This window comes from Affinundibacterium seohonense, assembly GCF_014284305.1.
GTDB classification, from domain to species: Bacteria; Pseudomonadota; Gammaproteobacteria; order Burkholderiales; family Burkholderiaceae_D; genus Undibacterium; species Undibacterium seohonense.
The window spans coordinates 160,958-182,904 of record NZ_JACOFW010000005.1 but is presented as its reverse complement, the minus strand read 5'-3'; the positions used below and the strand labels follow the sequence as shown (position 1 = coordinate 182,904).

At 48.7% G+C, this 21,947-nt stretch carries 17 protein-coding genes; 10 read left to right on the top strand and 7 right to left on the bottom strand.

Going from position 1 to position 21,947, the window contains the following annotated elements:
• A complete protein-coding gene (locus tag H8K52_RS06800; RefSeq protein WP_186922133.1) occupies positions 1-1,767 on the top strand; it encodes an MBL fold metallo-hydrolase in 1,767 nt (588 codons plus the stop codon).
• Between the two features lie 392 nt (positions 1,768-2,159).
• Here H8K52_RS06800 and H8K52_RS06795 read toward each other — a convergent pair whose 3' ends face one another.
• The 4 genes from H8K52_RS06795 to H8K52_RS06780 all read right to left on the bottom strand — a co-directional run bounded on the left by H8K52_RS06795 (position 2,160) and on the right by H8K52_RS06780 (position 5,534).
• Entirely contained in the window at positions 2,160-2,561 is a 402-nt protein-coding gene (locus H8K52_RS06795; RefSeq protein ID WP_186922132.1) for a hypothetical protein, read from the bottom strand.
• A 481-nt stretch (positions 2,562-3,042) separates the two neighbouring features.
• Entirely contained in the window at positions 3,043-4,695 is a 1,653-nt protein-coding gene (locus H8K52_RS06790) for a hypothetical protein (RefSeq protein WP_186922131.1), read from the bottom strand.
• Positions 4,692-5,015 carry a hypothetical protein gene (locus H8K52_RS06785; protein WP_186922130.1) on the bottom strand — a complete coding sequence of 108 codons (324 nt, stop codon included), beginning with the start codon at positions 5,013-5,015 and terminating at the stop codon, positions 4,692-4,694. Before H8K52_RS06785 ends, H8K52_RS06790 begins: the two co-directional genes overlap by 4 nt.
• Positions 5,016-5,297: 282 nt before the next feature.
• Positions 5,298-5,534 carry a thioredoxin domain-containing protein gene (locus H8K52_RS06780; protein ID WP_186922129.1) on the bottom strand — a complete coding sequence of 79 codons (237 nt, stop codon included), beginning with the start codon at positions 5,532-5,534 and terminating at the stop codon, positions 5,298-5,300.
• Between the two features lie 195 nt (positions 5,535-5,729).
• Between H8K52_RS06780 and H8K52_RS06775 the strand changes: the two genes are divergently transcribed.
• Positions 5,730-6,062, top strand: coding sequence for a hypothetical protein (locus tag H8K52_RS06775; protein WP_186922128.1), 333 nt, complete (start codon positions 5,730-5,732; stop codon positions 6,060-6,062).
• Positions 6,063-6,246: 184 nt separating this feature from the next.
• Here the strand turns inward: H8K52_RS06775 and H8K52_RS06770 are convergent, their stop codons facing one another.
• From H8K52_RS06770 to H8K52_RS06760, 3 genes are all read right to left on the bottom strand, one after another.
• Positions 6,247-7,158 (bottom strand): hypothetical protein, encoded by a 912-nt coding sequence (locus H8K52_RS06770; protein WP_186922127.1) that lies wholly within the window; start codon positions 7,156-7,158, stop codon positions 6,247-6,249.
• A gap of 136 nt (positions 7,159-7,294) precedes the next feature.
• Positions 7,295-7,771: an ATP-binding domain-containing protein gene (locus H8K52_RS21800; protein ID WP_222613710.1), complete on the bottom strand. Its 477-nt coding sequence runs from the start codon at positions 7,769-7,771 to the stop codon at positions 7,295-7,297.
• A 111-nt stretch (positions 7,772-7,882) separates the two neighbouring features.
• A complete protein-coding gene (locus H8K52_RS06760; protein ID WP_186922125.1) occupies positions 7,883-8,923 on the bottom strand; it encodes an AAA family ATPase in 1,041 nt (346 codons plus the stop codon).
• A gap of 334 nt (positions 8,924-9,257) precedes the next feature.
• On the opposite strand from H8K52_RS06760, the gene H8K52_RS06755 reads away from it, so the two are divergent.
• The 8 genes from H8K52_RS06755 (at position 9,258) to H8K52_RS06720 (ending at position 21,944) form a co-directional block, all read left to right on the top strand.
• A complete protein-coding gene (locus H8K52_RS06755; protein WP_186922124.1) occupies positions 9,258-10,259 on the top strand; it encodes a helix-turn-helix transcriptional regulator in 1,002 nt (333 codons plus the stop codon).
• A 280-nt stretch (positions 10,260-10,539) separates the two neighbouring features.
• Positions 10,540-10,737 carry a type II toxin-antitoxin system antitoxin gene (locus H8K52_RS06750; protein WP_186922123.1) on the top strand — a complete coding sequence of 66 codons (198 nt, stop codon included), beginning with the start codon at positions 10,540-10,542 and terminating at the stop codon, positions 10,735-10,737.
• The gene (locus H8K52_RS06745; RefSeq protein WP_186922122.1) at positions 10,734-13,859 is read left to right on the top strand and encodes an anti-phage-associated DUF499 domain-containing protein; all 3,126 of its coding nucleotides are present in this window, start codon (positions 10,734-10,736) and stop codon (positions 13,857-13,859) included. Before H8K52_RS06750 ends, H8K52_RS06745 begins: the two co-directional genes overlap by 4 nt.
• Position 13,860: 1 nt before the next feature.
• A complete protein-coding gene (locus tag H8K52_RS06740) occupies positions 13,861-14,487 on the top strand; it encodes an anti-phage-associated DUF3780 domain-containing protein (RefSeq protein ID WP_186922121.1) in 627 nt (208 codons plus the stop codon).
• Entirely contained in the window at positions 14,484-15,134 is a 651-nt protein-coding gene (gene darT / locus H8K52_RS06735) for a type II toxin-antitoxin system toxin DNA ADP-ribosyl transferase DarT (protein WP_186922120.1), read from the top strand. Before H8K52_RS06740 ends, darT begins: the two co-directional genes overlap by 4 nt.
• A gap of 17 nt (positions 15,135-15,151) precedes the next feature.
• The gene (gene darG / locus H8K52_RS06730; protein WP_186922119.1) at positions 15,152-16,210 is read left to right on the top strand and encodes a type II toxin-antitoxin system antitoxin DNA ADP-ribosyl glycohydrolase DarG; all 1,059 of its coding nucleotides are present in this window, start codon (positions 15,152-15,154) and stop codon (positions 16,208-16,210) included.
• Between the two features lie 14 nt (positions 16,211-16,224).
• Positions 16,225-19,179, top strand: coding sequence for an anti-phage-associated DUF1156 domain-containing protein (locus H8K52_RS06725; protein WP_186922118.1), 2,955 nt, complete (start codon positions 16,225-16,227; stop codon positions 19,177-19,179).
• Between the two features lie 11 nt (positions 19,180-19,190).
• Positions 19,191-21,944 (top strand): phospholipase D-like domain-containing anti-phage protein, encoded by a 2,754-nt coding sequence (locus H8K52_RS06720; protein WP_186922117.1) that lies wholly within the window; start codon positions 19,191-19,193, stop codon positions 21,942-21,944.
• The last annotated feature ends 3 nt before the right edge of the window (positions 21,945-21,947 follow it).

The following is a 21,947-nucleotide window of genomic DNA, read 5'->3' as shown; positions in this document are numbered from 1 at the left end:
ATGGAAGTTTGTTTTGTTGGACCGCTAGGAGTAGTGACTGGATCTTGCACATGGCTGCGCGACATCGAAAAAAATTGGAATTTTCTGATTGATTGCGGAATGCAGCAAGGTGAGACGACGGCAGATAAATGGAATTCTGGGGAATGGCCCTTTGATCCTGCCGAGATCAAATTCGTTGTGCTGACGCACGCTCATATTGATCATTGCGGTTTGATTCCCTTGCTTTACAGGAAAGGATTCAAAGGGCAAATTTATTGCACCAAGGAAACTGAAGAAATTGCCAAGTTTCTTCTGAAAGATGCTGCTGGTCAGCCAGGTGCGCCATTCAATCGATCTGATGTGGATGTAATCAAGTGGCAAGAGCCAGGTAGCGAGAAACAGCTTGGAACCTTTCTGCCGATCGATACCAATCTATTCCTTCAATTTTATCGCACTGGCCACGTAATGGGCGCGGTGTCAGTTGTTGTTCGTTGGGGCCCGCCGGGTGACCAAAAATCCATGGTTTTCTCTGGGGACTTGGGCCCAAGTGGCGAAAACGAAGAAGGCTTACCTCTTTTGCGTTTTAGAATGAGTCCAGTAGCTTGTGATTATGCTGTGGTCGAATCAACATACGGCGGAGTTGTGCGCGATAGTGTGCAGTCGCCAAATGAGATTCGGCGTTCTGAACTCAGGCAATTGCTGGATAAAGTGATCGAATCAAAAGGCACATTGATCCTCCCTTCGTTTTCCTTCGGACGAACGCAAGATGTGCTTTTTGATCTGCACTGGATTGTTGCCGAGAATCCAGAAAAATACCGACAGGCCACCTATATGCTGGACTCACCACTTGCTTGCAAACTCCAAAAAGTAATGTTGAAGGGTTTTGAAAGGCAGGAGCGCACAGTGTCGGGCAAGGTGCGTCCACGTTGGCTGGGAAAGCAGGTTTTTGACATATTCGGACTGGATGGCAGCGATGCATCTCAATATAAAGAATGTTTGCGCTTATTGACGGTAACCTTCGCTAGTAACACTACTTCTTCATTTATTCCATCGACTGCAGGTAACATAATTGCAAAGAACTGGCGTCCTATTCTTTCTCCGCTACCTAGCCGAATATCCGAATTGGAAGGACAGGCGGCGGGGCCACGTGTCGTAATAACCAGTTCGGGATCATGCGACGGAGGACCGGTTGCATCTTGGCTTCCCAAAATATTAGGTGCTTCGCAAAATATCGTGGCCATGACCGGGCATGTCGCGGATGCGTCTGTTGGTGGGCTACTTGCCAAAGTAATGAAAATGCCGCCATCAGAACGTACACGTGATACCGGAAATTTAGTATGGGCAAACGGTATAAATTTCCCTATTTCCAGAATTAAGGCGAGCATTACACTACTACGCGGGTATTCCGCACACGCAGATCAAAAAGGCCTTCTTGATTGGCTTTTCTGGGAATATAAGGGACAGCAACACGTTGCAGGACGGGCTATATTTATACAACATGGAGGAAATACGCAGAGGGAAAAGTTGGCTCGAGCAATACATGAGCGAGCATATTTGCATGAGACTAGCATTGATATCTTCCAGCCTTCGAACCCCCGAGATTGGTGGAATCTCGAGGACGGCGCCAGTATTATGTCCACTGAAGCAGAAGCGATTAAAATTGATGCTGAAATTGCTCGATTGACGAGGGCCAAGCAACGTTTGCAACTTGGGGGGGACTGTCAACTTAGTTGGCAGGGAATTGCACGTAAGGTCTTTGGTGGGATAGCGCAGCGGACATTCAAGTAGTGCACAAATTGGTGCCACCAATAATTTGGTGCTGATTTCTAATTTTTTCAAAGGATTGGCTGACACTTTCTAAGAAGATTGTATTGATGGCGAAGATGAGGAATTTTATGCGCCGTCTTCACTACAAAAATAAAATACAGCATACGGCGGAAGACTTTTAACTGACTGTATTGAACAGGATTTCGACTCAAGTTATGATTCTTTGTTTATGAGATTTGTAGCGAATAAGGGTCTGAACGACGCTCTGGCAAATCATTGAAGTGGACTTCCCCAAGCTTTCAAGCAATTTTAACTTGAATGATAAAAATTGTTTTAGAAAGTCAGGAGAAGTCCGCTCTTTATTAGTTTAGACAGTTGCGTCAATCTACGTTACGTGTATTGAAATTTATATTTCAACGATCACGCTCAGCTAAATAGAAATCGGCTGATTTGACCATGCCAGGTTTGTTCAGCCAAAGGCAAAGAATCTTGATGGCGTCTAATTTTCGATCAATATCGCGAATGGATTCCCCATCGTCGTACCAAAAAAAGACAAGTGCCTTCACATGCTTTGTTTTGATGTTACGTGGTTCCACAATGCCAAATTTGAGTGTTCTTCTCAATGTGTGAAATGAGTCGTCCAGAGTTTTGGCAAGCATAAATTTGTTAGGAAACTGATCGATTTCAGGACAGAAGATAACTGTCGACTCGTTTTCCTCGATGATCCACTTGAGTTTTTGGTGAAACGGAACGAATTGAGATTTTTTAACTAAGTTGGTTGGATTCAGCACTAGATTTTGTTTATCGGTTTTCATTTGTTGCTCCATATTCAAAAAAGTAAATTTTGGTTCGGTAAAAAAAGGGGGCGCGAGGCGTGCACGATTGAGCCGCAGGGCTTTTCGTGTGGGATTGATTGCAGAAGGCAATAGTTGATCAGGCAAAAACAAAGAAGAAAAGATGAGTGCGTTCAGCGAACACCACGAGTTTGTTATTTTTGCTGTGAAGATCGAATTTGAATGTCGACCCAAATGAAGATGCAGTGTGTATCGAACACGACTGGCGCGACCATCACTTGGTTAAGTAGAAGCCATAGAGTCGATCGCAGTGAAATCTGCAATCTGAAGTAGGCGACTTGATGAAATGATTTTGATGATAATGCTGATTACGTCAGCTCGTTTTCCCAAGAATAGTCCTGTCCCGCAAATTTCGCAACGTTGGTGTCGTGTTTTTCGCACATACTACGTTGAGAATGCTCGTCTAGCGAAGCGCGTGAACATCTCTAGAGATGGGAAGATCCTATAGCGCTAAAAAGAAAACCACCAAAAATGTCAATAAAGCGATAAAGAATCTTGAATGAAATGCTCCCAGTGTAGCAATCGATTGAATCTGTCGCGCCAACAAATATTGATTGCAAAAGACTTGTTTCATCCGCCTACTGTTTAGAAAATTCTCACACACCAGAATGCCGAGCAGCACGCATGGGAAGTAAGTGATAGTAGTGAAGTTGAAAACAATGTTTTCGCCGAGCTTGCTAAACACTGACTCAAGGTGATGAACACGCTGATTGAAGAAAAGTGACAACCCGAAAAGGATATATCCCAGTAGGCTACCCAACGTTACGAGCGTGAATCGCCGCAGGTTAATGAAGGCAAAAAGCGTTTTTGTATCGGCAATCATTTTTTCGATCAAATCAGGCGCGACGCTGGATTGAACTAATTTTGAGATGGTCTCATATGATTTAGCCTGATCCTCGGAGTGAAGCATAAATATTTTTTGCACAATCGGGAGCGAAAGCATTTGTGCAATTGCGTCATAAAGTGTTCTTCGACTCTGATTGTGAAACGCATTTCTTAGACCCTTGCGCGATCTTGCAAGATCAAGAGATCGACACATGACTGTTGGTCCAAGGATGTTATCTGCGTCCAGAAGAAAGTACTTTGCGCCAAAAATCTCGACGGTAGCATTCTGCCGGTGATCGCCGTGAGCAACCGTCGTGCAAAGCGTTATTGACGGTGCCGCAAAATGGGATATCAGCCGAATTGTAGTTTGCTCCTTGTCTATAACAAAAACTCGATCCAATAATTGCGCATGGTCAGCTGAGAGAGACTGAAATCCAAGATTGTCGATAAATTGGTTGGACAGGCAATTAATGCGATCAAGTACGCTGCCTGTTGTATCGCGGTGAGAGATTTCGTAGTTTGCGCGAGTACTAACTGAGAAAACTTCCGATATCCATCCAGTAGAGTCGCAATTGGTGCAGCTTACATAGCCGTTGGAGCAAGTAGTGCAAGGAGTTTCTCCGCATCCTCCACAGCTAGAACAGGTGTTTCGCCCACCATTGCAGTAGCACGACACGACCATCTCTTGGCGCACTGATTCCCCTCTTGAATCTCTATCGTACGCTACCTCAATATGATATCCACATCCGCCACAGTGTTGACATGTGCGATTGCCGTGACCTCCGCAGGAGTAGCATTGCTCGTATTGTGTAGTGTCGCACGAAGGGCAGGCGATCGCGCCATCGCCCGCGCAGATGTGACACGTGCAGTGATGCACAATGCGATGTTGATTGTGATGTACGGAAATCTCTCGCCGTTGAGATGAGAACTGTGCAAATGCGAATTTGCTGATTGTCGTTTTGCACTCGTTCAGAACTTCAGAGCTGGACTGCTCAAATTGCAGCAAGTCATTGCAGAGATGATGATAGCGATCAATGTTATTGACTACAAAGCTATCATATTCATCGACAGCAACTCTGCCAGTAAAGCATTTGGTGTTATTCAAAAGATAGAGTTCGAATTCTTCGATGACTTCGAAGCTAACAGAATGAAAGTCAAAGTCTTCAATGTAAACAATGGCGCCTACTGTTCCTGTTGATTGCGATACAAACTCGGTCAAAGTCGTGACTGCGTTTGAAAGATACATTTGTGAGTCGTAAGTCTGGTTCATTTTTTCTTTCCCTTTAGTACGATAAAGAGCAGTACAAATCCATAGTGTAGAAATACTAAAGGTCCAAGATGACGGCGATCTGTATTAAATTTTTGAAGGCGCTGCGAACTTTGAAGAACATCTGCATAGCGAGACATTGTCTGCTCCATGCTTGGTGGCGACTCGACATATCGACTGATTAGTAAGAAAGTGAGGTAGATCAGATGCCTACCATCGCCAGCACCACGCACCATGGCAATGACACTTCTCGAATCATTCTCAACCCAAAAACTGGCAGGTAACTGACTGATTTTCAGATGTTTTGTAAGTGCTTCATTCATAGATCAACCTTGAAATTGTCGAGATGGTTGATCAAAATTAACACGAGACGATTACTCGTCAAGTGCTAAGTCATGAAGCGTAGAAGTAAATTTCCCAGCACGACTATAGATAGTCTTGATTGTCCTATTAGGACATTCTAGGCAATAAATTTGTGAGCGCTTTGGGCGAATGGTTCCCGAGACTCGATATTTTTTATCACATCGTTAAACAGCGCATAGATCCCCACCCATCCTGATCACAATACGAGCAGGATATGATGCAATTTGTGAGACTAGATTCATCTAGTCAAATAAGGATTGAGTGAATACGACAGGGTGCTTCATTTCTTTATCTGCGCGCTCTTGCAAATAAGCACGATACTCGTCGGATAACGGACCGTCATCTGGCTCTTGTTTGATAAAGACCTCGTTGTGAAGCCGTTGAATCGCGATTGCTAAAATCTCGGTTTCTGATATTTTCAGATTCTCGGCGAGGTGGCGTAAAAGCTCTTTAGAATAATCGGATAGAGGCAAGGACATATTTTTATCTTATATATTGATTCCAACATTAAGAATGTACTCTGGTTTGAGGCCAAATCAAGTGCAATAGGAGTTGCGAAAAGTTTGCGTTGTGAGAAAGTATTACCTATTAGGGGTCATTAGCTACCCGACCATTGAGAACGTTAAACCTCATTTTGATAGTACTCATTTTCGAAGATAAAAAGGGAGAATCGTATGACTCAAATTTGGCAAACAATTAAGGAATCGGCGGTTGAGGCTTGGGATGAGTATTGGCGTCCGTTTCTCTGGTTGCTGCCAGTGAGCTGGCGATTAAAGCTATCAGTTTCGAATGCAGAAAATTCGCAGAAATTTTCGAGATCTGTTTTGTGGCTGATAACAACAACACTCGCTTCGGCGACGCTCGCTGGAGGCTTTCTGTATGCCCTCGTTACTTATGTTCCACTAGGAGTCTTGAGTGCGTCCCGAGCGAGTATCTTTGTGATAGTTGGAGCCATTGCAGTACTACGAATCGCGTTCTATCTTTTGATTATTGTTCTACGTAGATGAAACGAGCTGATTGTTATTCGTTCCTTCTGCATCATTCGATCAAATAGGCATCGTGGTAAAGAATGCTGTTGCTTTTGTGACGACATGACACTTCCAGATACTTGGAGAGCGTCGATGGTCATTCTCACCTGGTCAAAATTCGATGCGCATCAATGGACTTGTTTCCTAAAATTGGGCATAAAAATCAGTTTGTGTGAGACACCATTCGTCCCTCTGGCACGAATAATGCCGATTCTTTACCCAATTGCATGCGCCAGATACCCGTAATGAATTTCTTAAATCCAAAGAAAAAGAGAATTGGCAAAAGTATTGTCTTTAGAAAGAACAGTGTCATTAGTTGCAACATGCTTTCCACAGCCTTATCAAGGTTTGCTTTGATCTTTTGAAAATCAAATTTATTCCATATGTTCAATATTGGATCTATTGTTACTTGTTTTATTTCGGCTAGCACTCTTCCTGCGCTTTCTAGGAGACTATTTGGCTGAGGGCTATTGGCTGACAGCTGCGCAACCGAAGACTTCGAATCGACGAATTTTGTGGTTTGTTCTTGGATTTGAGCCACGTTCTTAGCCTCGACTTCAATCTTCTTCGTTATGAATGTCTCCGAGATAAGGCCATTGAGTAGTAATACGGCAAGGATAGAGAAGCGGCAAAAAACTAGTGTAAAAAATATTCTCGATGTAGCAGATCGAAGGAAGGGCTTGAATGCGAAGAGGCTTAGGATGAAGAAAAATCCAGAGCAGGCAAGCGCGTAACTAAACGCTATATGGCTTGTGATTTCAAGTAACATCTTTTGGAGAATCAATGAGCCGATTGAAATTTCTAAGAGAGTTGAAAATCTCTCGACTAAATCATCAATCGGGTCGAGCATCTCCCCAAAATCCGCGATTGGGGTATGAGCTGTTTTTGCAACGGAAATAATGGCATTTGTGGCTCTAGCAGTCGCGTAGACAGAGACACCTTGTTTTAGAGATTGGTTGACGTATTCATCTGCATCGGCTCTGAAAGTCCCCCTAAACGATGTGACAACAAGTCCTGCGACGATTAAGATTAAGGTGACTTTGAAAAAGCGGACCCAGCTTGGGGAAGTTGTCATTTCTTTGCTTACCTTTTTTTGTTTATAAGTTTTAGATACTCTACGAAGTTATCTTTTAAGATTGAACATCATATAGCGTACATTGAGTGGCCAATTCGTTTTCCATTTGGAATATCGTTGCGCTTTAACATTAAATTCAAGCGATCTGTGCCGCAAGCACAGCCTCCGCCTGTTTCGTCAATACAAAACTCAAACTCATTTGCGCCCTAGTGATGCCAACGAAAAGTTTGCGTTTTTCCATTAGGGTCAACTCGCTAAAATCAAGTTCGCTGATAATAACAGCAGCGGCACTACGGCCTTTGAATCGATATATCGAATCTACTAAGATCTCGCCTTCGTTCCAAATCGGATCACCGTCCATAGTGTATTTCCCGGTGAAATGCTGTAAGCGATATTGACCAATTGTCTCTAAGGCCAATAACTGTGAGCGTTGACGTCCTCTGCTGCTGAGTACAACGATATCTTTGGCATCGAAGCCGCGTTGCAGTAATTTATTAATGGCATTTTCGGTTTGCTTGATTAAGTCGCGCTCGTTACTGTAACGATAAAACTCAGGAACTTCGCCCTTAAACGGATTCTTACTGTTGATGGGACGTGCCGATAGTCTCCACACATTAATCAATGCACACAAGATCTGCGGACTACGATAATTGTCATCACATGTGATCTGCGTGGTGTTGGGTAAATCAAAAGAAGGTCTTTTATATAGTCGCTGATCATCGTCCTAGAGCACATAGAGGCGGCCATCGTCTTTTAGTTGTGCGCACAGTGCAGTCATCCAATCAGGATCGAAATCCTGTGCCTCGTCGATGATGAGAAGATCCCATCGTGGCGAGAAGTTTTCACTTTGTTCGATAAAGCTAACGACCGCCTGATCAAAGAAATCTGCCGATAAGAAGTTAGGTACTCCAACGTGACGCCGATAATGTTCGACGCATAGCTCGTGAAAATTGGTGATCAGCGGTCGCGTCGGAGCAATCGTACGTAGATGATCGGCCAAAGGACGGTTATAGCAAACGTATGCAGCACTTTGCATCTTGACGCAGGATTCTTCTAATAGGCTGAGAGCCAATTGGGTCTTTCCTGAGCCAGCAGTGGCTGAAATCCGATAGATCTGTTCTGGAGCTTGAATACGAGGCACCCATGTTGCCAGCCCATCAGATAAGTGGTGTACTGTGTTTGAAATTTGTTCGTGTAGTACATCTAGGGATAAGGAAACGTGAAATTCGTTGCGTAAGAAATGACGAAGTTTCTCAATATCGTTGCAGCCATGGCCTGCATTTAGAAACTCGCGTACGTAGTGACCGATCAGCTTAAATCGTGATGTATCGATAATCCTATCGTTTGGCATCGCAACAATATGGTCGTCGAGAAACGTGTAGTCTGGCAATACCAAGCACGAAGTCATAGTCGTTGAGAGGCCTGCCGCATCGAGTCGTGATCGCATTGCGCTGTATTGATAGTGGCGCTGTCGCGAAATATCGCGCTCTTCGTTGTCGTACAATTTGAATAGACTGCCGTTTCGCACAGCAACATCGCCGGCTTTTACCTCCATCAAAAGCAACTTGCCGATGGGGTCCACAATGACTATATCAATCTCATTGAATTGGTCGTAAGAATTAGTGATGTTATGGGTAATAACGGAGTGATAGATTTCGAAGCCATCAGGTAGCGCGCTTGCTAAATGTTGAACCACTTCGATTTCTCGAAATATACCGCCATGTGCGCGTTGATACTTTAAGTTTGTCGGAAAAATTACTGCCATCTTTTATCATCTCTCATCTACGGCATGCGACATTATTTGTCGCAACTATCGATTATCGTTGAACTTTTTTCTGTTTCAATTGACATAGTTCAAGCTCGCGCTATGCAACCATAATGACATAAAAAATCACATACGTGATTTACGCGTAAACACTAATTTGTATTGATTTTTTACGTGTAAAAATAGAGTGGAAAATGACCTGATCTGATCTATGAAAAATAATTGTCAGATAACTGCAAATGCGTCTAGTCAACACGTGGAGTCATCGCCTATGATGAGCGGCGATTTTTGGTTTGGTATGTATTTTTGTTGAACACTATGTTTTGGAGAGTGCATGTCAGAAGCATTGAAGCGCCAGTTTGATATTTTGAAGATGCTGTCGAAAGACCGCGCGCTCAAAACAAGTGAAGTGCACCAAAAATTAGAGCAACTCGGTCACACCATGTCGAAGCGTACGGTGGAGCGTGACTTGCAAAGCCTCTCATGTGCGTATCCCATCATCACCGACGAAAAAGAAAACTCCTTGTGGTGGAAGTATTCGCAAGGCGTGGCGATCAACCTCTTTCCTGGATTGAGTGAAGCAGAGGCGGTGAGCTTCATCATGCTCAAACAATTTGCTGAGCAATTGCTGCCTCAAAGCTTGGCGCAGGACCTCGGGCCGTATTTTCAAGAAGCCAAACGCACACTATCAAGTGGCATCACCAAAAGTGCAATTCGCTCGTGGCCCGACAAAATACGCACCGTGCCAGCAAACCAACCATTGATGAAGCCGCACGTGCCTCACGAGGTGCAAAAAGAAGTGCACGCGGCGCTGCTGCGTGATCATCAATTACGCGTTCACTACCAAGCCCAAGGTAAGCCAGAGCCGAAAGAATACGTCATCAATCTATTGGGTTTAGTCGAGCACGGCGCAGCGCAGTATTTAGTGGTGAATTTTGAAGGCCGTGAAGCGGAACGTATCATCGCACTGCACCGTATTCATAAAGCAGAAATGCTTCCAACTAAGACCAACAAGCCCAAAGACTTCGACCTCGACGCCTACATCGCCAGCGGCGCGTTCGGCTTTAGTGGTGACGCGCCAGAGATCAAGGTTGTGCTGCGCTTCTATAACGGTGCAGGGTTTCATCTTAAAGAGACGCCTCTTTCTGCCGATCAGCAAGTGAATGAGATCGATGAGCAGACTTTGGAAGTGACTGCGACGGTACTTGATAACCGGCGGTTTCGTTGGTGGTTGTTGGGGTTTGGGGAGGATGTGGAGGTGCTTGGGCCTTGTGAAATTAAAGCGGAATTGGGTCGGATTTTCGCGAAAAACACTTTGATATATTCGCAATTATGATTACCCGTTTGAGCTAACTAGTTAAGTGAGTTGGCTGTTTAATATCGCAGTTGCATTCGTTGTTATGAGGTGAGCGTACTTGTGTGTTTTGTGACTTGAAGTAAAGCTTTTGGTTGTTTTGTTTCTTGCGGAATTTCTAAATTGAAAGATGAATGAATGTTTAACTTTTTTGTGTTTTTTGATTCGCTGGTCGGTGTATTCAGACGGCCTCACCGAATTTGCCAAAGCTTATGGGATACTGTAAAGTGCAGTACATTTTTCAATGGTTTCCGGAGAAGCTATGGCTACCAGTAAATCCGCAACACTAACATTTCGAATCGCACCCGCTCTCAAAGAGGCGCTGCGTATTGCGGCTGAAAGGGAGCATCGTTCCATCGCTAACATGATTGAAATGCTAATCAAATCTCACTGCGAAAGCCATGGCATTGCAATTTTAAATTCAAACGAAACTGAAAGAAAGAACGGGCAAAGTTTATGATCAAGACGGTTAAGCAAGCTTGTAGATTTAATCCTGTTATTCGTGATTATCGAATGAGTCAAGGTATCGAAAATCTCGCTGACCTCATCAATGATGAGGGTGATGGTAGTGAATTTTTTACCAGAAATTTTGTTACACACGGCATGGATCAACTATTTCGTGAAGGATTATTGCGTCTGTCCGGGAAGTCTGACCAGGCGGTTTTCGAGCTTACGCAAGCGATGGGTGGCGGTAAAACTCACATGATGGTTGCTCTCGGCCTGCTTGCCCGCCACTCTCAGTTGAGAAAAAGTGTTCTCACCAACGAGCTAGCTGCACGAGTAGATTTTGGAAAGGCTAGAATTGCCGCTTTCAACGGTCGTAACAATCCAGATAATTTTATTTGGGGTGAAATTGCGACTCAGCTTGGTGCAGCTGAGGCTATTAAGCCATATTGGGCGAATGGTCCCAAAGCCGTAGATCAGCGCCAATGGAAAGAAATAATTGGCGATCAACCAACGCTAATTTTGTTGGATGAGTTGCCTCCATATCTTGACAACGCTAGCACACAGGTATTTGGGCAAGGAACACTGGCCAACATGGCTGTATATAGCCTCTCAAGCCTAATGAGTGCAGCGTTGGAGTTGCCGAATTGCGCCATTGTCGTGGCTAATCTATCAGGTAGTTACAAGATGCAGACGAAAGCCCTTGCAGACGCAATTTCTAACCTGCAACAGGAAACCCGTCGTCAGGCTATGACTATCACTCCTGTTCAGCTTGGAGGTAATGAAGTTTATGAGATCTTGAAGAAACGGCTGATTGATCAGTTGCCCGATGAGCGAGTCATTTCCGAAGTTGCAGAGGAGTACGCACAGCAAATCAAGAAAGCAGAAGATGGTGGATACATCATCGCGAGCAGTATTGAACAAATTGCAGAACAGGTGCGCGAAACTTATCCGTTTCATCCCTCCTTTAAACATTTGGTCGCGCTTTTTAAAGAGAATGAAGGTTTCCGTCAGACGCGCGGGTTAATGCAGTTCACAGCGCGTCTTTTGAAAAGTGTTGATGAGCGAGAAAACGATGATGTATTCTTAATCGGCACCCAACACCTTAATTTGAACGATGAACAAGTTAAAGATGAAATCGAACGAATAGCTCCCAAACTGATTCCTGCTATCACGCGTGACATAGCCGATTCAGGTAACGCTATTGCTGAAAATTTGGATGTTGAGTTGGCTGGGGACGCCGCGCAACAGCTTATGACACTCCTTTTGTCATCGAGCTTGTCTCGTGCTGTAGGCGGACGCATTGGACTCTCCGAAAGTGAATTGATTGAATTTCTGGCTGCGCCACAACGTAAGCCTGATGAGTTCTTACAGGCCCTCCAACGACTGCGTGAGTCGGCATGGTATCTGCACCGCGAAGATCAAAGATTCTTTATCAAAGAAACAGAGAATCTTTCTCGTCAAATAGAACGAAATGCAAAAGAAGTGCCTCAACCGAAAGTTGATCAAGCCCTGATCAACAGGTTAAGTGGAATACTCTCGCCAGTGAATCGCATCGCATATCAAGATGTTCAAGTGTTACCAAAGTTCGATGAGCTTAAGCTTGGTGGTCCTCGCACTCTTATTGTGATCAAGCCTGACGGCAAAGTACCACCAAATGAGCTACAAAACTTTTTTGATTATCAGCAGGAAAAGAATAATTTATTGGTTCTGACAGGCCAAGATAGTATGCTCGCTGATGCAGTTGAGGAGCGATTACGTGAACTGTACGCTATCGAGCAAATCCATAAGCGCCTGAGATCTGGCGATACGTTATTTGAAGAAGCTCGTGATCGTTTTGAAGATTCAGAAGATCGATTTAGTAAATCATTGTCTGCTGCGTATAATCGGCTTTATTTTCCCGCTAACGACCCGGTCGACGGACGTGATGTTCTTGCTGCAGTGACGATTGATCAAGGGCTTAAACTTGGTGAAGGTGAGCATTCAGCTGAAACGCAAATCGAAAAACTGTTAGCAAGTCCACGTGCTGACTATAAGCTTGTCTCTGATCTCGATAAAGATAATTTTGATGAGTATTTTGCACAAGCGGAAGAGTATCTTTGGCCATCAGGTAAAGAAAATCGCCGGATTCCGTGGAAAGATTTGGTAACGCGAGCAAAGTGTTCGCCGATCTGGCCTTGGATGCCAGGTGCTAGCGGTTTAGATGGGCTTAAAAGTGAGGCCCTGAAGCAAGGTCGTTGGCGATTGGGCGAGGATGGATATATCGAAAAAGGTCCATTCCCTAAAGACAAATCGACCGTGAATGTCTCTGTGGTGACAGTAAAACCGGACACAGGCGAGACCGTGTTGAGTCTGACACCAAGACATGCAGGTGATAGTCCAGTTGTCTATTACTCAAAAACTTCAGATGTTTCGGATTCAAGTAGTAGGGTCGACGATTTAGATAACTTCGTCACTGGCGAGGGCACTGTGTACTTTTTGGTCAAAGAGCCAACCGGTCGTTATGAAGTTGGAGCACCAGTTCGTTGGCTTGCTGACCTTAAGATTCGACATCAAGTTGAGCCAGCGGGCGACAAGCGGCGTGTGACCATTGCCACGACGCCGAGCGCCGAGATTTTTTATACGCTTGACGGTTCTAACCCGAGAGATGGGAAGCGCTACGACGCACCATTTGAGATAAGTTCAGCTAATTGTCGATTGTTAGTGTACGCTCGAGCAGGTGAAGCAAATAAGACCGCCGATTTTTCAATTCCGCAAAGTGGCGATAAGTCCGTGCAAATTGAAGATACTAGACCAGCACGTTTGCAAAGTAAGCGCGTCGCCCTTGATACAACTGAACGGGTATTTGGCGTGATAAACCGTTTTCGAGATCAGTCGAATGTTCGCTTTAAAGGGGTGCGAATCGAGATTGGTGAGGGTGAGAATACTGTAACCGTGCGCTTTCAAGAAAGGGAAGTCACTGCGGTCCTAATTGAGGGGGTGGTAAACAGCATGCGTGATGTACTCAATGAGCCAGACGCACAATTGAATATTACCATCGCGGATGGCATCTATTTCGATTCCGGTTTTGCACTCAAAGAGTTCGCACGTCTTGCCGAAATCGATTTGAAGCCGGGTGAAATCAATCAAGAGGAATAGAATGGCAAAGAAAGCAGGTCAACAAACGGTGTCTGAAGCGTCGGCAAAAGTCGTGCATACGCTCGGATTCGGTGTGCCTGCAATTTCCGATCCACATCATTTTAAAATTGTGATCCCAAAAGCTAACACTGGAAAGGTGCACATCAGTGAATATCTTGGTATGCAGGCTGCTAGCAATGAAAGTTCCATTGTAGATAGAGTGTTGTTAGAGCGGCAGCGATGGACTGTCATTCGATCTGAGGTACAGCGTGCATTTAATGCGCGGCTTGCGGCGCACGGTATAAAACCTAATGCATGGAAGGTCGGCGAGAATCTTGTTGATCGCTTACTCGGTAAAGAATTGTGCGTCTTAGCATGGGCAGTGGAGCAAATGGAACTTGAAAAAATTCCAGTTGCGACACGTAACTGGCTGGCACTGCGCCCAGAAGAGCGCTGGTGGCTTTTTGGAATGACTGCCATGAGCACCGGTGGGGTCTTGGATGCTGGGAAAGGCTGGCGTGAGGCACTTAAACATGCATTGGGTGATGTCGCTCAGAGCGAATTACTTTCACCTCGTGCTCGTTCAAGTAAACCGCAAACAGAAGTTACAAACGTATCTTTAGGTTTGTTTGGGGATGACACGATATGAGTGCCAATAATGTCCCGTTGCAACCAAAGATCTACCACATTGCTCACGTCGATCGTCTGCCCTCCATCGTGGCAACAGGTGGCCTATTGTCGGATGCAATGGTACAAGCGCAGGCGCTGGGCGGGACGATGATTGGGATGAACCACATCAAGCGGCGTCGTTTGACTGAGCTTCAGCTTGCAAGTCATCCCGGCTTGTTCGTCGGTGCCTGCGTGCCGTTTTACTTCTGCCCTCGATCCGTGATGCTTTATTTGATTCACCGACGCAACGAAGAACTGGCTTACCAAGGTGGGCAAGCGTCCATCATCCACTTGCAGGCGGATTTAGGCGCAGTTGTGGCCTGGGCCAACGCGCAACCCTCTCGCTGGGCGTTCACACTATCAAACGCCGGATCGTATTTTTTTGAAGATCGAAATGACTTGACGCATCTTGGTGAAATTAACTGGACGGCGGTGCAGGCGAACAACTGGAGTGGCGCCCTGAAAGAAGGCAAACAAGCCGAGTTCTTATTGGAGCAACATTTTCCGTGGCACCTGATCGAACGCATCGGCGTGCAGTCGGCCACAGTCTATCGACAAGTTGTAAACGCCCTTCCGACACACGGACACCGGCCTCTGGTCGATGTGCGCCCGGAATGGTACTACTAAATGAGAGGAGCACAGTCATGATTGAGTACACCTCAGGCGACATCCTTCAGTGTGAGGCCGACGCACTGGTTAACACCGTCAATTGCGTTGGTGTGATGGGGCGCGGCATCGCCTTGCAGTTCAAGAACGTCTACCCCGAAAACTTCAAGGCTTATGAAATGGCCTGCAAACGCGAAGCTGTGCAACCTGGTCGCATGTTCGTTTTTGAGACGGGGCAGCTCACCTTGCCGCGCTTCATCATCAACTTTCCGACCAAGCGCCACTGGCGCGGCAAGAGCCGTATTGAAGACATCGATGCGGGCCTTGTCGATCTGGTCAATGTCATCCGCGACAAGAGCATTCGCTCCATCGCCATTCCGCCCCTGGGCGCAGGCCTGGGCGGGCTGGACTGGAACGAGGTGCGACCACGCATCGAGCACGCACTGGCAGAGCTTGCCGAAGTGCGCGTGCTGGTGTTTGAGCCCAAGGGAGCCCCTGCCAACGACAAGATGGCACACGTGCGCGAGGTACCCAAGATGACGGCGGGTCGCGCCGCCTTGGTGGAACTGATGCAGCGCTATCTTGGTGGCCTACTTGACCCCTTTGTCACCCTGCTGGAAGTCCACAAGCTGATGTACTTCATGCAGGAAGCAGGCGAGCCGCTGCGTCTCCAATACGTCAAGCATCACTATGGTCCTTATGCCGAAAACCTTCGACACGTGCTGAAGGCGGTAGAAGGTCATTTGATCGCGGGTTACGCTGACGGCGGCGATGCGCCGGACAAGCCGCTCACGCTGGTGCCAGGTGCGGTGGAAGACGCCAAGGATTATTTGGATCAACATGACATCAGCCGCGCCCGTTTCGAGCGAGTAACCAAGCTGGTCGAGGGCTTCGAGTCACCTTACGGACTAGAACTCCTGGCCACAGTGCATTGGGTGATGAGCCGCGAGGGGGCCACCCAACACGACAGCGTTGAACGTCAGGTCTATAACTGGAACGCACGCAAGCAGCAGTTCACCCCACGCCAGCTTGCCATTGCCGAAGAGCGGTTGCGTTCGCACGGCTGGCTATCGCCAAGCATGGCTTCGGCCCATTAAGGATTTATCAGAGAATGCAAAAAACTAACATCACTCTCACACCTTTGTCCTTGAAAGATGCACCCGCGCTGATCGAAACGGTTTTCCCGGCCCAGAAAGTGTCGTTCGAGGCACAAAGCGAACGCAAGGCGGTTCAGAGCCAGACACTGACTGGGCTTGGCTCCTACTGGAAAGGCCGCAAGCCGCTGATTCTGGTGCGCGCCATCGTGCTGGCCAGCCTGCTGCCCGCCACTGACGATGCGGAGGCCGATCTCGCCATTTTCGAGAAGCTCATGGCTTTTGATGATGAGGGCTTGGCGCGACGGGCGCTGGCAGCCAACGCTTTCTCGGCATCCAAGTTGCAAGAGATGATCCCTATCTCGGACCCAGAACGCTACTTTGGTGGGCGTGGCTGGCGGCGGGATATTACCGACGACGACAAGCTGGCGCTGTACCGGGTGGCTCTGGGGACACTATCTAGCTATGAAGAAAAAGCAGGTATTGGCAAACGTCCAGAGGAAGTCGAACATAGCTGGCTTTATGCCCCGGTATGGCAGGCAATCAATCGCCACTACGCGCATTTGGGCATAAGCGTCCACTCGCTCCCGGAACTGGTCGAGCAACTCGGTATTCTGCGGTTCGGTCATCGCGCGCGCGTAGGCGATACCTTTTCGGGTGGTGGCTCTATCCCCTTCGAGGCTGCGCGCATCGGATGCGATGTCTATGCTTCTGATCTTAACCCTATTGCCTGCATGCTGACTTGGGGAGCCATGAACATCATTGGCGCCAGCCCCGAGCGGCGTGCAGAAATCGAGCAAGCGCAGAGTAAAGCTGCTGCAACGGTGGATCGGGAAATTACTGAGCTAGGCATTGAGCACGATGAGCAAGGTAATCGCGCAAAGGCTTTTCTCTACTGCTTGGAAAGCCGTTGCCCAGAAACCGGCTGGATGGTACCGATGTCACCGACTTGGGTTATATCCAAGACTCGCAATGTCGTCGCCAAGCTAAAGCCCGACTTCGTAAAAAGGCGATTCGACATCACCATCGTCAGCGGCGTATCAGTAGAGGATATGAAAGCCGCTGAGCAAGGCACTGTGCAAAGTGGTGATCTGGTCTACGAACTGGATGGTAAAATTTATAGAACGCCCATCAAGACGCTACGCGGTGACTTTAGGCAAGCGGATGGAACAACGGGCAATCGGCTGCGTCACTGGGAAAAGAGCGACTTCAAGCCACGTTCGGACGACATTTTCCAAGAGCGCGTTTATGCAATCCAGTGGATCAGCAAAAAAACACTCAATGCGGGCCGTCAGGAAACTTGGTTCGCTACGCCGACCGATGCCGACCTAAAGCGCGAGCAGCGAGTAGAAAAAATTGTCGCCGAAAACATGAGCCGCTGGCAGGACGAAGGGTTGGTGCCAGATATGGCCATCGAGCCGGGCGACGAAACTACCCGTCTATACCGCGAGCGAGGCTGGACTTATTGGCATCATTTCTTTAATTCGCGGCAGCTACTCACACTGGCTTATTTCAAACAGGCACTTCTTGAGTCGCAAACTCCGGCATATTTAATGCCATCTTTCGCGAAAGCCCTCGACTGGATCAATCGAGGCTGCTATTTCGGCACAGGCGCCGCGCGAGAATCAATTAGCCACCTCTTTGCCAACCAAGCATTGAACGTTTTCTGGAATTATGGGTGCCGTAGCGCTTATGCGTCCCTTCCACTGTGGGGAGTTACAAATACCGTACATGGCGAGATTTCAAGCCCTTGCATTACTGTAAAGTCTTTGGCTGCTGACGGGATAACGGAGGATGCTGATCTCTGGATTACCGACCCACCCTATGCCGATGCGGTGAATTACCACGAAATCACCGAGTTCTTTATCGCCTGGCTGCGCAAGAACCCGCCCCACCCCTTCGATGACTGGGTGTGGGACTCACGCCGCGCGCTGGCGGTCAAAGGCTCCGGCGAGGACTTCAGGCGTGGCATGGTCGCGGCCTACAAAGCGATGGCCGAGCACATGCCCGACAACGGCGTGCAGTGCGTGATGTTCACGCATCAGGACACCGCAGTATGGGGCGACCTGATCGGCATTTTCTGGGCGGCGGGTCTGCAAGTGATCGCTGCCTGGTATATCGCCACTGAAACCACATCCGAGTTGAAGAAAGGCGGCTACGTCCAGGGCACCGTCATCCTGATGCTCAAAAAACGCGCTGCGGGCGAGCGCACCGGCTTCAAGCAGCGCCTGCTGCCCGCAGTACGTCAGGAAGTGGCACGGCAGATCGAAACCATGATGCACCTGAACGACGCTGTGGAAGCGCACCACGGCGAGCCGGTATGGGGAGACTCCGACCTGCAGATGGCCGGGTACGCGGCAGCACTCAAGGTGCTGACTGCCTACACCCGCATCGGCGACGAGGACGTCACCACCTTCGCCTTGCGCCCGCGCGCACGCGGTGAAGTTACGGTGGTGGACGAAATCGTCCAACAGGCGGCGGAAACCGCATCCAGCCTGCTGGTGCCCGAAGATCTCACCGCTGACGCCTGGGGCCGCCTCACTGGCATCGAGCGATTTGTACTGCGAATGATGGACATGGAAACCGCAGGCGCGGGCAAGCTGGATAACTACCAGAACTTCGCCAAAGCATTCCGCGTAACGGATTACACCCGTGTGATGGGCGACATGCGGCCTAACAACGCACGTCTCAAGCGCGTCAGCGAATACGCTTCACGCGATTTGACCGATGCCACCGAGATCGGCGTGACGCGGCTGGGACAGCTCATCATCGCATTGCAGCAGCTGCTCAAGGACACCGAAGCGCAAGTCATCGTCGAGCAACTGCGCGCCGAGATGGCAGACTTCTTGGAAGTCCGCACCCTACTGGTAGACATGCTGGCCTTCATTGAGCGCAAAGCGCCTGAATCTGAGGTGCGCTCTGCCGCCGAGGTACTGGGTGCGCGCCTCAAGAACCTGCGCTTCGGCGACTGAGGTATTGAGCCATGAGCATTCGGCGCTTCTCTTCGCGTACCCATCGGCTGGATGCCAGCTTCCTGATGAAGCATCTGGCTGGGGCGCAGAGTTACAAGCGGATCGCGGGCTATTTCACCAGCTCGTTGTTTGAGGTGGCAGGCGAGGCGCTGGAGCACATCCCCGAGGTCAAGATCGTCTGCAACGTGGACATCCACCCAGATGACCTGAAAGTAGCACAACTGCGCGAGAGTCAGATGCTCGGTCGCTGGAACGAGCGCGCCATGGAAGCCGAGGCTTTACTAAACCGCGAACGCTATCGGCGGTTAGACGCCTTCCTTGCCAAGCATGGACAGGCGGTGCGGATCGCACCGGATGACATCTGCGGATTTGTGCACGGCAAGGCCGGTGTGATTACCCTGGCTGATGGCCGTAAACTGGGCTTCATTGGGTCGATGAACGAAACTCGTAATGGCTGGCAGCGCCACTACGAAATTTTGTGGGAAGATGAATCCCCGGACGGCGTAGATTGGATAGAAAAAGAATTCGACTTTCTGTGGAACGCAGCAAAACCATTGCCTCAGGCAGTGATCCGCGAGGTGCATCGGCGCGGCTATCGGCGAGAGATTGAATTCGTTGAGATCGACGATGACGCAAATCTTGCCCCTGCGGCGCTGATTGAGTCGCCTCTCTACCGAGAAGGCCAGCAGCTGCAGCCGTGGCAACAAGGGTTTCTGACCGAATGTCTGCGCCATCAGCGGCTTTACGGCACGGTGCGCCTGTTGTTGGCCGACGAAGTCGGGCTGGGCAAAACGCTGTCGCTGGCGACGGCCGCACTGACGCTCTGCCTGCTATCCGACAAAGACAATGGGTCACGCCGCCCGGTCGTTATTTTTGCCCCGGCCACACTGACCGAACAATGGCAGATAGAAATGCTGGACAAACTAGGCATCCCCACCGCGCGGTGGGATACCGTGAGCAAGGTCTGGCTGGACTCGGACGAGCGAGTGCTGTCGCCTCCTGGGCGCGAGCAGATTGCTCATTGCCCGCTGCGCATCGGCATTGTCTCGACGGGCTTGATGCTGCGCGATTCGCTGGAGAAGCAGCATCTGCTCGGTATGCGCTTCGGTGTGGTGATTCTCGACGAAGCGCACAAAGCTCGAACCCGTCAGGGTTTTGGTAAGGAAGCTGGAACACCGAACGAGCTATTGGCCTTCATGCGTGAGATCGCCGCGCGTGCCGATCACGTTCTGCTGGGTACGGCCACGCCGATTCAGACTAATCCCGTTGATCTATGGGACTTGTTGGGCATCCTGCACCAAGGCCCAGGCCGCTTCGTGCTTGGCCACGACCTAGCGCCGTGGCACCGACCTGACGACGTGCTCGATATTCTTGCGGGCCGAGTGGAAGTAGAATCACTCACTCATGCGTGGGAACTGTTGCGCTCGCCGCTCCCGCGCATGGAATCAAGTAGCGAGCCTCGTGCCCGACGTTTGTTCTCAGCTATCCGGCAAGACTTGGGATTGCAGAACGGGGAGTGGCAAACTAACCGTTCGCTTGCCGATCTGACGGAAGAAACACGGGAGATTCTAGAAGAGGAACTGGAGCGCCGCATATCAGGTGCAACGCTGTTCCAACGCGAAAATCCGCTGGTACGTCATGTAGTTTTACGCAAGCGCCAACAACTAGAAGAGGCTAAGGACAAAGATGGCAAGCCGTTGTTGTCTCCTGTAGGAGTGGATGTCCATCCTGAACGCGATCAAGTGTCAGATCAGCGAGCCTTCGATATGTTATTTGAAGGTAAGGCGCTGCGTACCTCCGAAGATTTTCGGCAGGCCTATGGCGAGGCCCGTGCCTTCAGCAAGGCACTTGCAAAACGCGGTAAAGGCAGCGGGTTCATGAAAAACCTCATGGAACAGCGAATTTGTTCTAGCGTTCACGCGGGACTCTCTACGGCCCGACGTTTGCTGGCGGGTGACACGGTGCATGAAGTAGATGAAGAGCAAGAAGTTGATCTTCAAGCCGAGACTGGTGAAGAACGAGAAGTTCTGCAACGCCTGATTAACCGACTCGAGCGGATGGAAGCCGATCCCAAGATGGAGGCGGTCGTTCACTTTCTTGACCAGGAGAAATGGCTGGAATTGGGTGTCATCATCTTCAGTCAGTACTACGATACAGCGAAATGGCTCGCAGATTCTCTGGCAGCGCGCTATCCGGAAGAGGCTGTCGGCCTGTATGCGGGTGCTGGTCGCAGTCGTTTGTATCAGCGAGGCGACAGCGTGAGTGTCGAGCGTGAAACTTTAAAGCGGATGGTGGCCGAACACCAGATTCGTGTGATGGTGGCGACCGATGCTGCGTGCGAAGGTTTGAACCTGCAAACACTCGGAACTCTGATCAATGTCGATCTACCTTGGAATCCTACACGCCTCGAACAGCGGATTGGCCGCATCAAACGTTTTGGACAAAAGCGCGAAATTGTCGACATGCTGAATCTCGTGTTTGAACAAACGGTAGATGAAAAAATCTATGAGCGTCTATCAGAGCGGATGAAGAGTCGATACGACCTCTTCGGCTCACTGCCGGATACCATCAAGGACGAATGGATCGATGACATTGAAGCACTCGGCGAAAGACTGGATGAGTACATCAACGCACAGAAAAAAGCGACAGGCTTTGATTTACGTTATACCGGTACCATGATGCCACCCGACAAAGATTGGCGCGAATTCACAGAAGTACTTTCACGACGGGATCTCACAGATCTTATGAGCAGCTCTTGGAATTAATCA

Coding starts and splice junctions, on each gene's coding strand:
- H8K52_RS06800 (WP_186922133.1), top strand. CDS start 1: ATGGAAGTTTGTTTTGTTGGACCGCTAGGAGTAGTGACTGGATCTTGC.
- H8K52_RS06795 (WP_186922132.1), bottom strand. CDS start 2,561: ATGAAAACCGATAAACAAAATCTAGTGCTGAATCCAACCAACTTAGTT.
- H8K52_RS06790 (WP_186922131.1), bottom strand. CDS start 4,695: ATGAACCAGACTTACGACTCACAAATGTATCTTTCAAACGCAGTCACG.
- H8K52_RS06785 (WP_186922130.1), bottom strand. CDS start 5,015: ATGAATGAAGCACTTACAAAACATCTGAAAATCAGTCAGTTACCTGCC.
- H8K52_RS06780 (WP_186922129.1), bottom strand. CDS start 5,534: ATGTCCTTGCCTCTATCCGATTATTCTAAAGAGCTTTTACGCCACCTC.
- H8K52_RS06775 (WP_186922128.1), top strand. CDS start 5,730: ATGACTCAAATTTGGCAAACAATTAAGGAATCGGCGGTTGAGGCTTGG.
- H8K52_RS06770 (WP_186922127.1), bottom strand. CDS start 7,158: ATGACAACTTCCCCAAGCTGGGTCCGCTTTTTCAAAGTCACCTTAATC.
- H8K52_RS06760 (WP_186922125.1), bottom strand. CDS start 8,923: ATGGCAGTAATTTTTCCGACAAACTTAAAGTATCAACGCGCACATGGC.
- H8K52_RS06755 (WP_186922124.1), top strand. CDS start 9,258: ATGTCAGAAGCATTGAAGCGCCAGTTTGATATTTTGAAGATGCTGTCG.
- H8K52_RS06750 (WP_186922123.1), top strand. CDS start 10,540: ATGGCTACCAGTAAATCCGCAACACTAACATTTCGAATCGCACCCGCT.
- H8K52_RS06745 (WP_186922122.1), top strand. CDS start 10,734: ATGATCAAGACGGTTAAGCAAGCTTGTAGATTTAATCCTGTTATTCGT.
- H8K52_RS06740 (WP_186922121.1), top strand. CDS start 13,861: ATGGCAAAGAAAGCAGGTCAACAAACGGTGTCTGAAGCGTCGGCAAAA.
- darT (WP_186922120.1), top strand. CDS start 14,484: ATGAGTGCCAATAATGTCCCGTTGCAACCAAAGATCTACCACATTGCT.
- darG (WP_186922119.1), top strand. CDS start 15,152: ATGATTGAGTACACCTCAGGCGACATCCTTCAGTGTGAGGCCGACGCA.
- H8K52_RS06725 (WP_186922118.1), top strand. CDS start 16,225: ATGCAAAAAACTAACATCACTCTCACACCTTTGTCCTTGAAAGATGCA.
- H8K52_RS06720 (WP_186922117.1), top strand. CDS start 19,191: ATGAGCATTCGGCGCTTCTCTTCGCGTACCCATCGGCTGGATGCCAGC.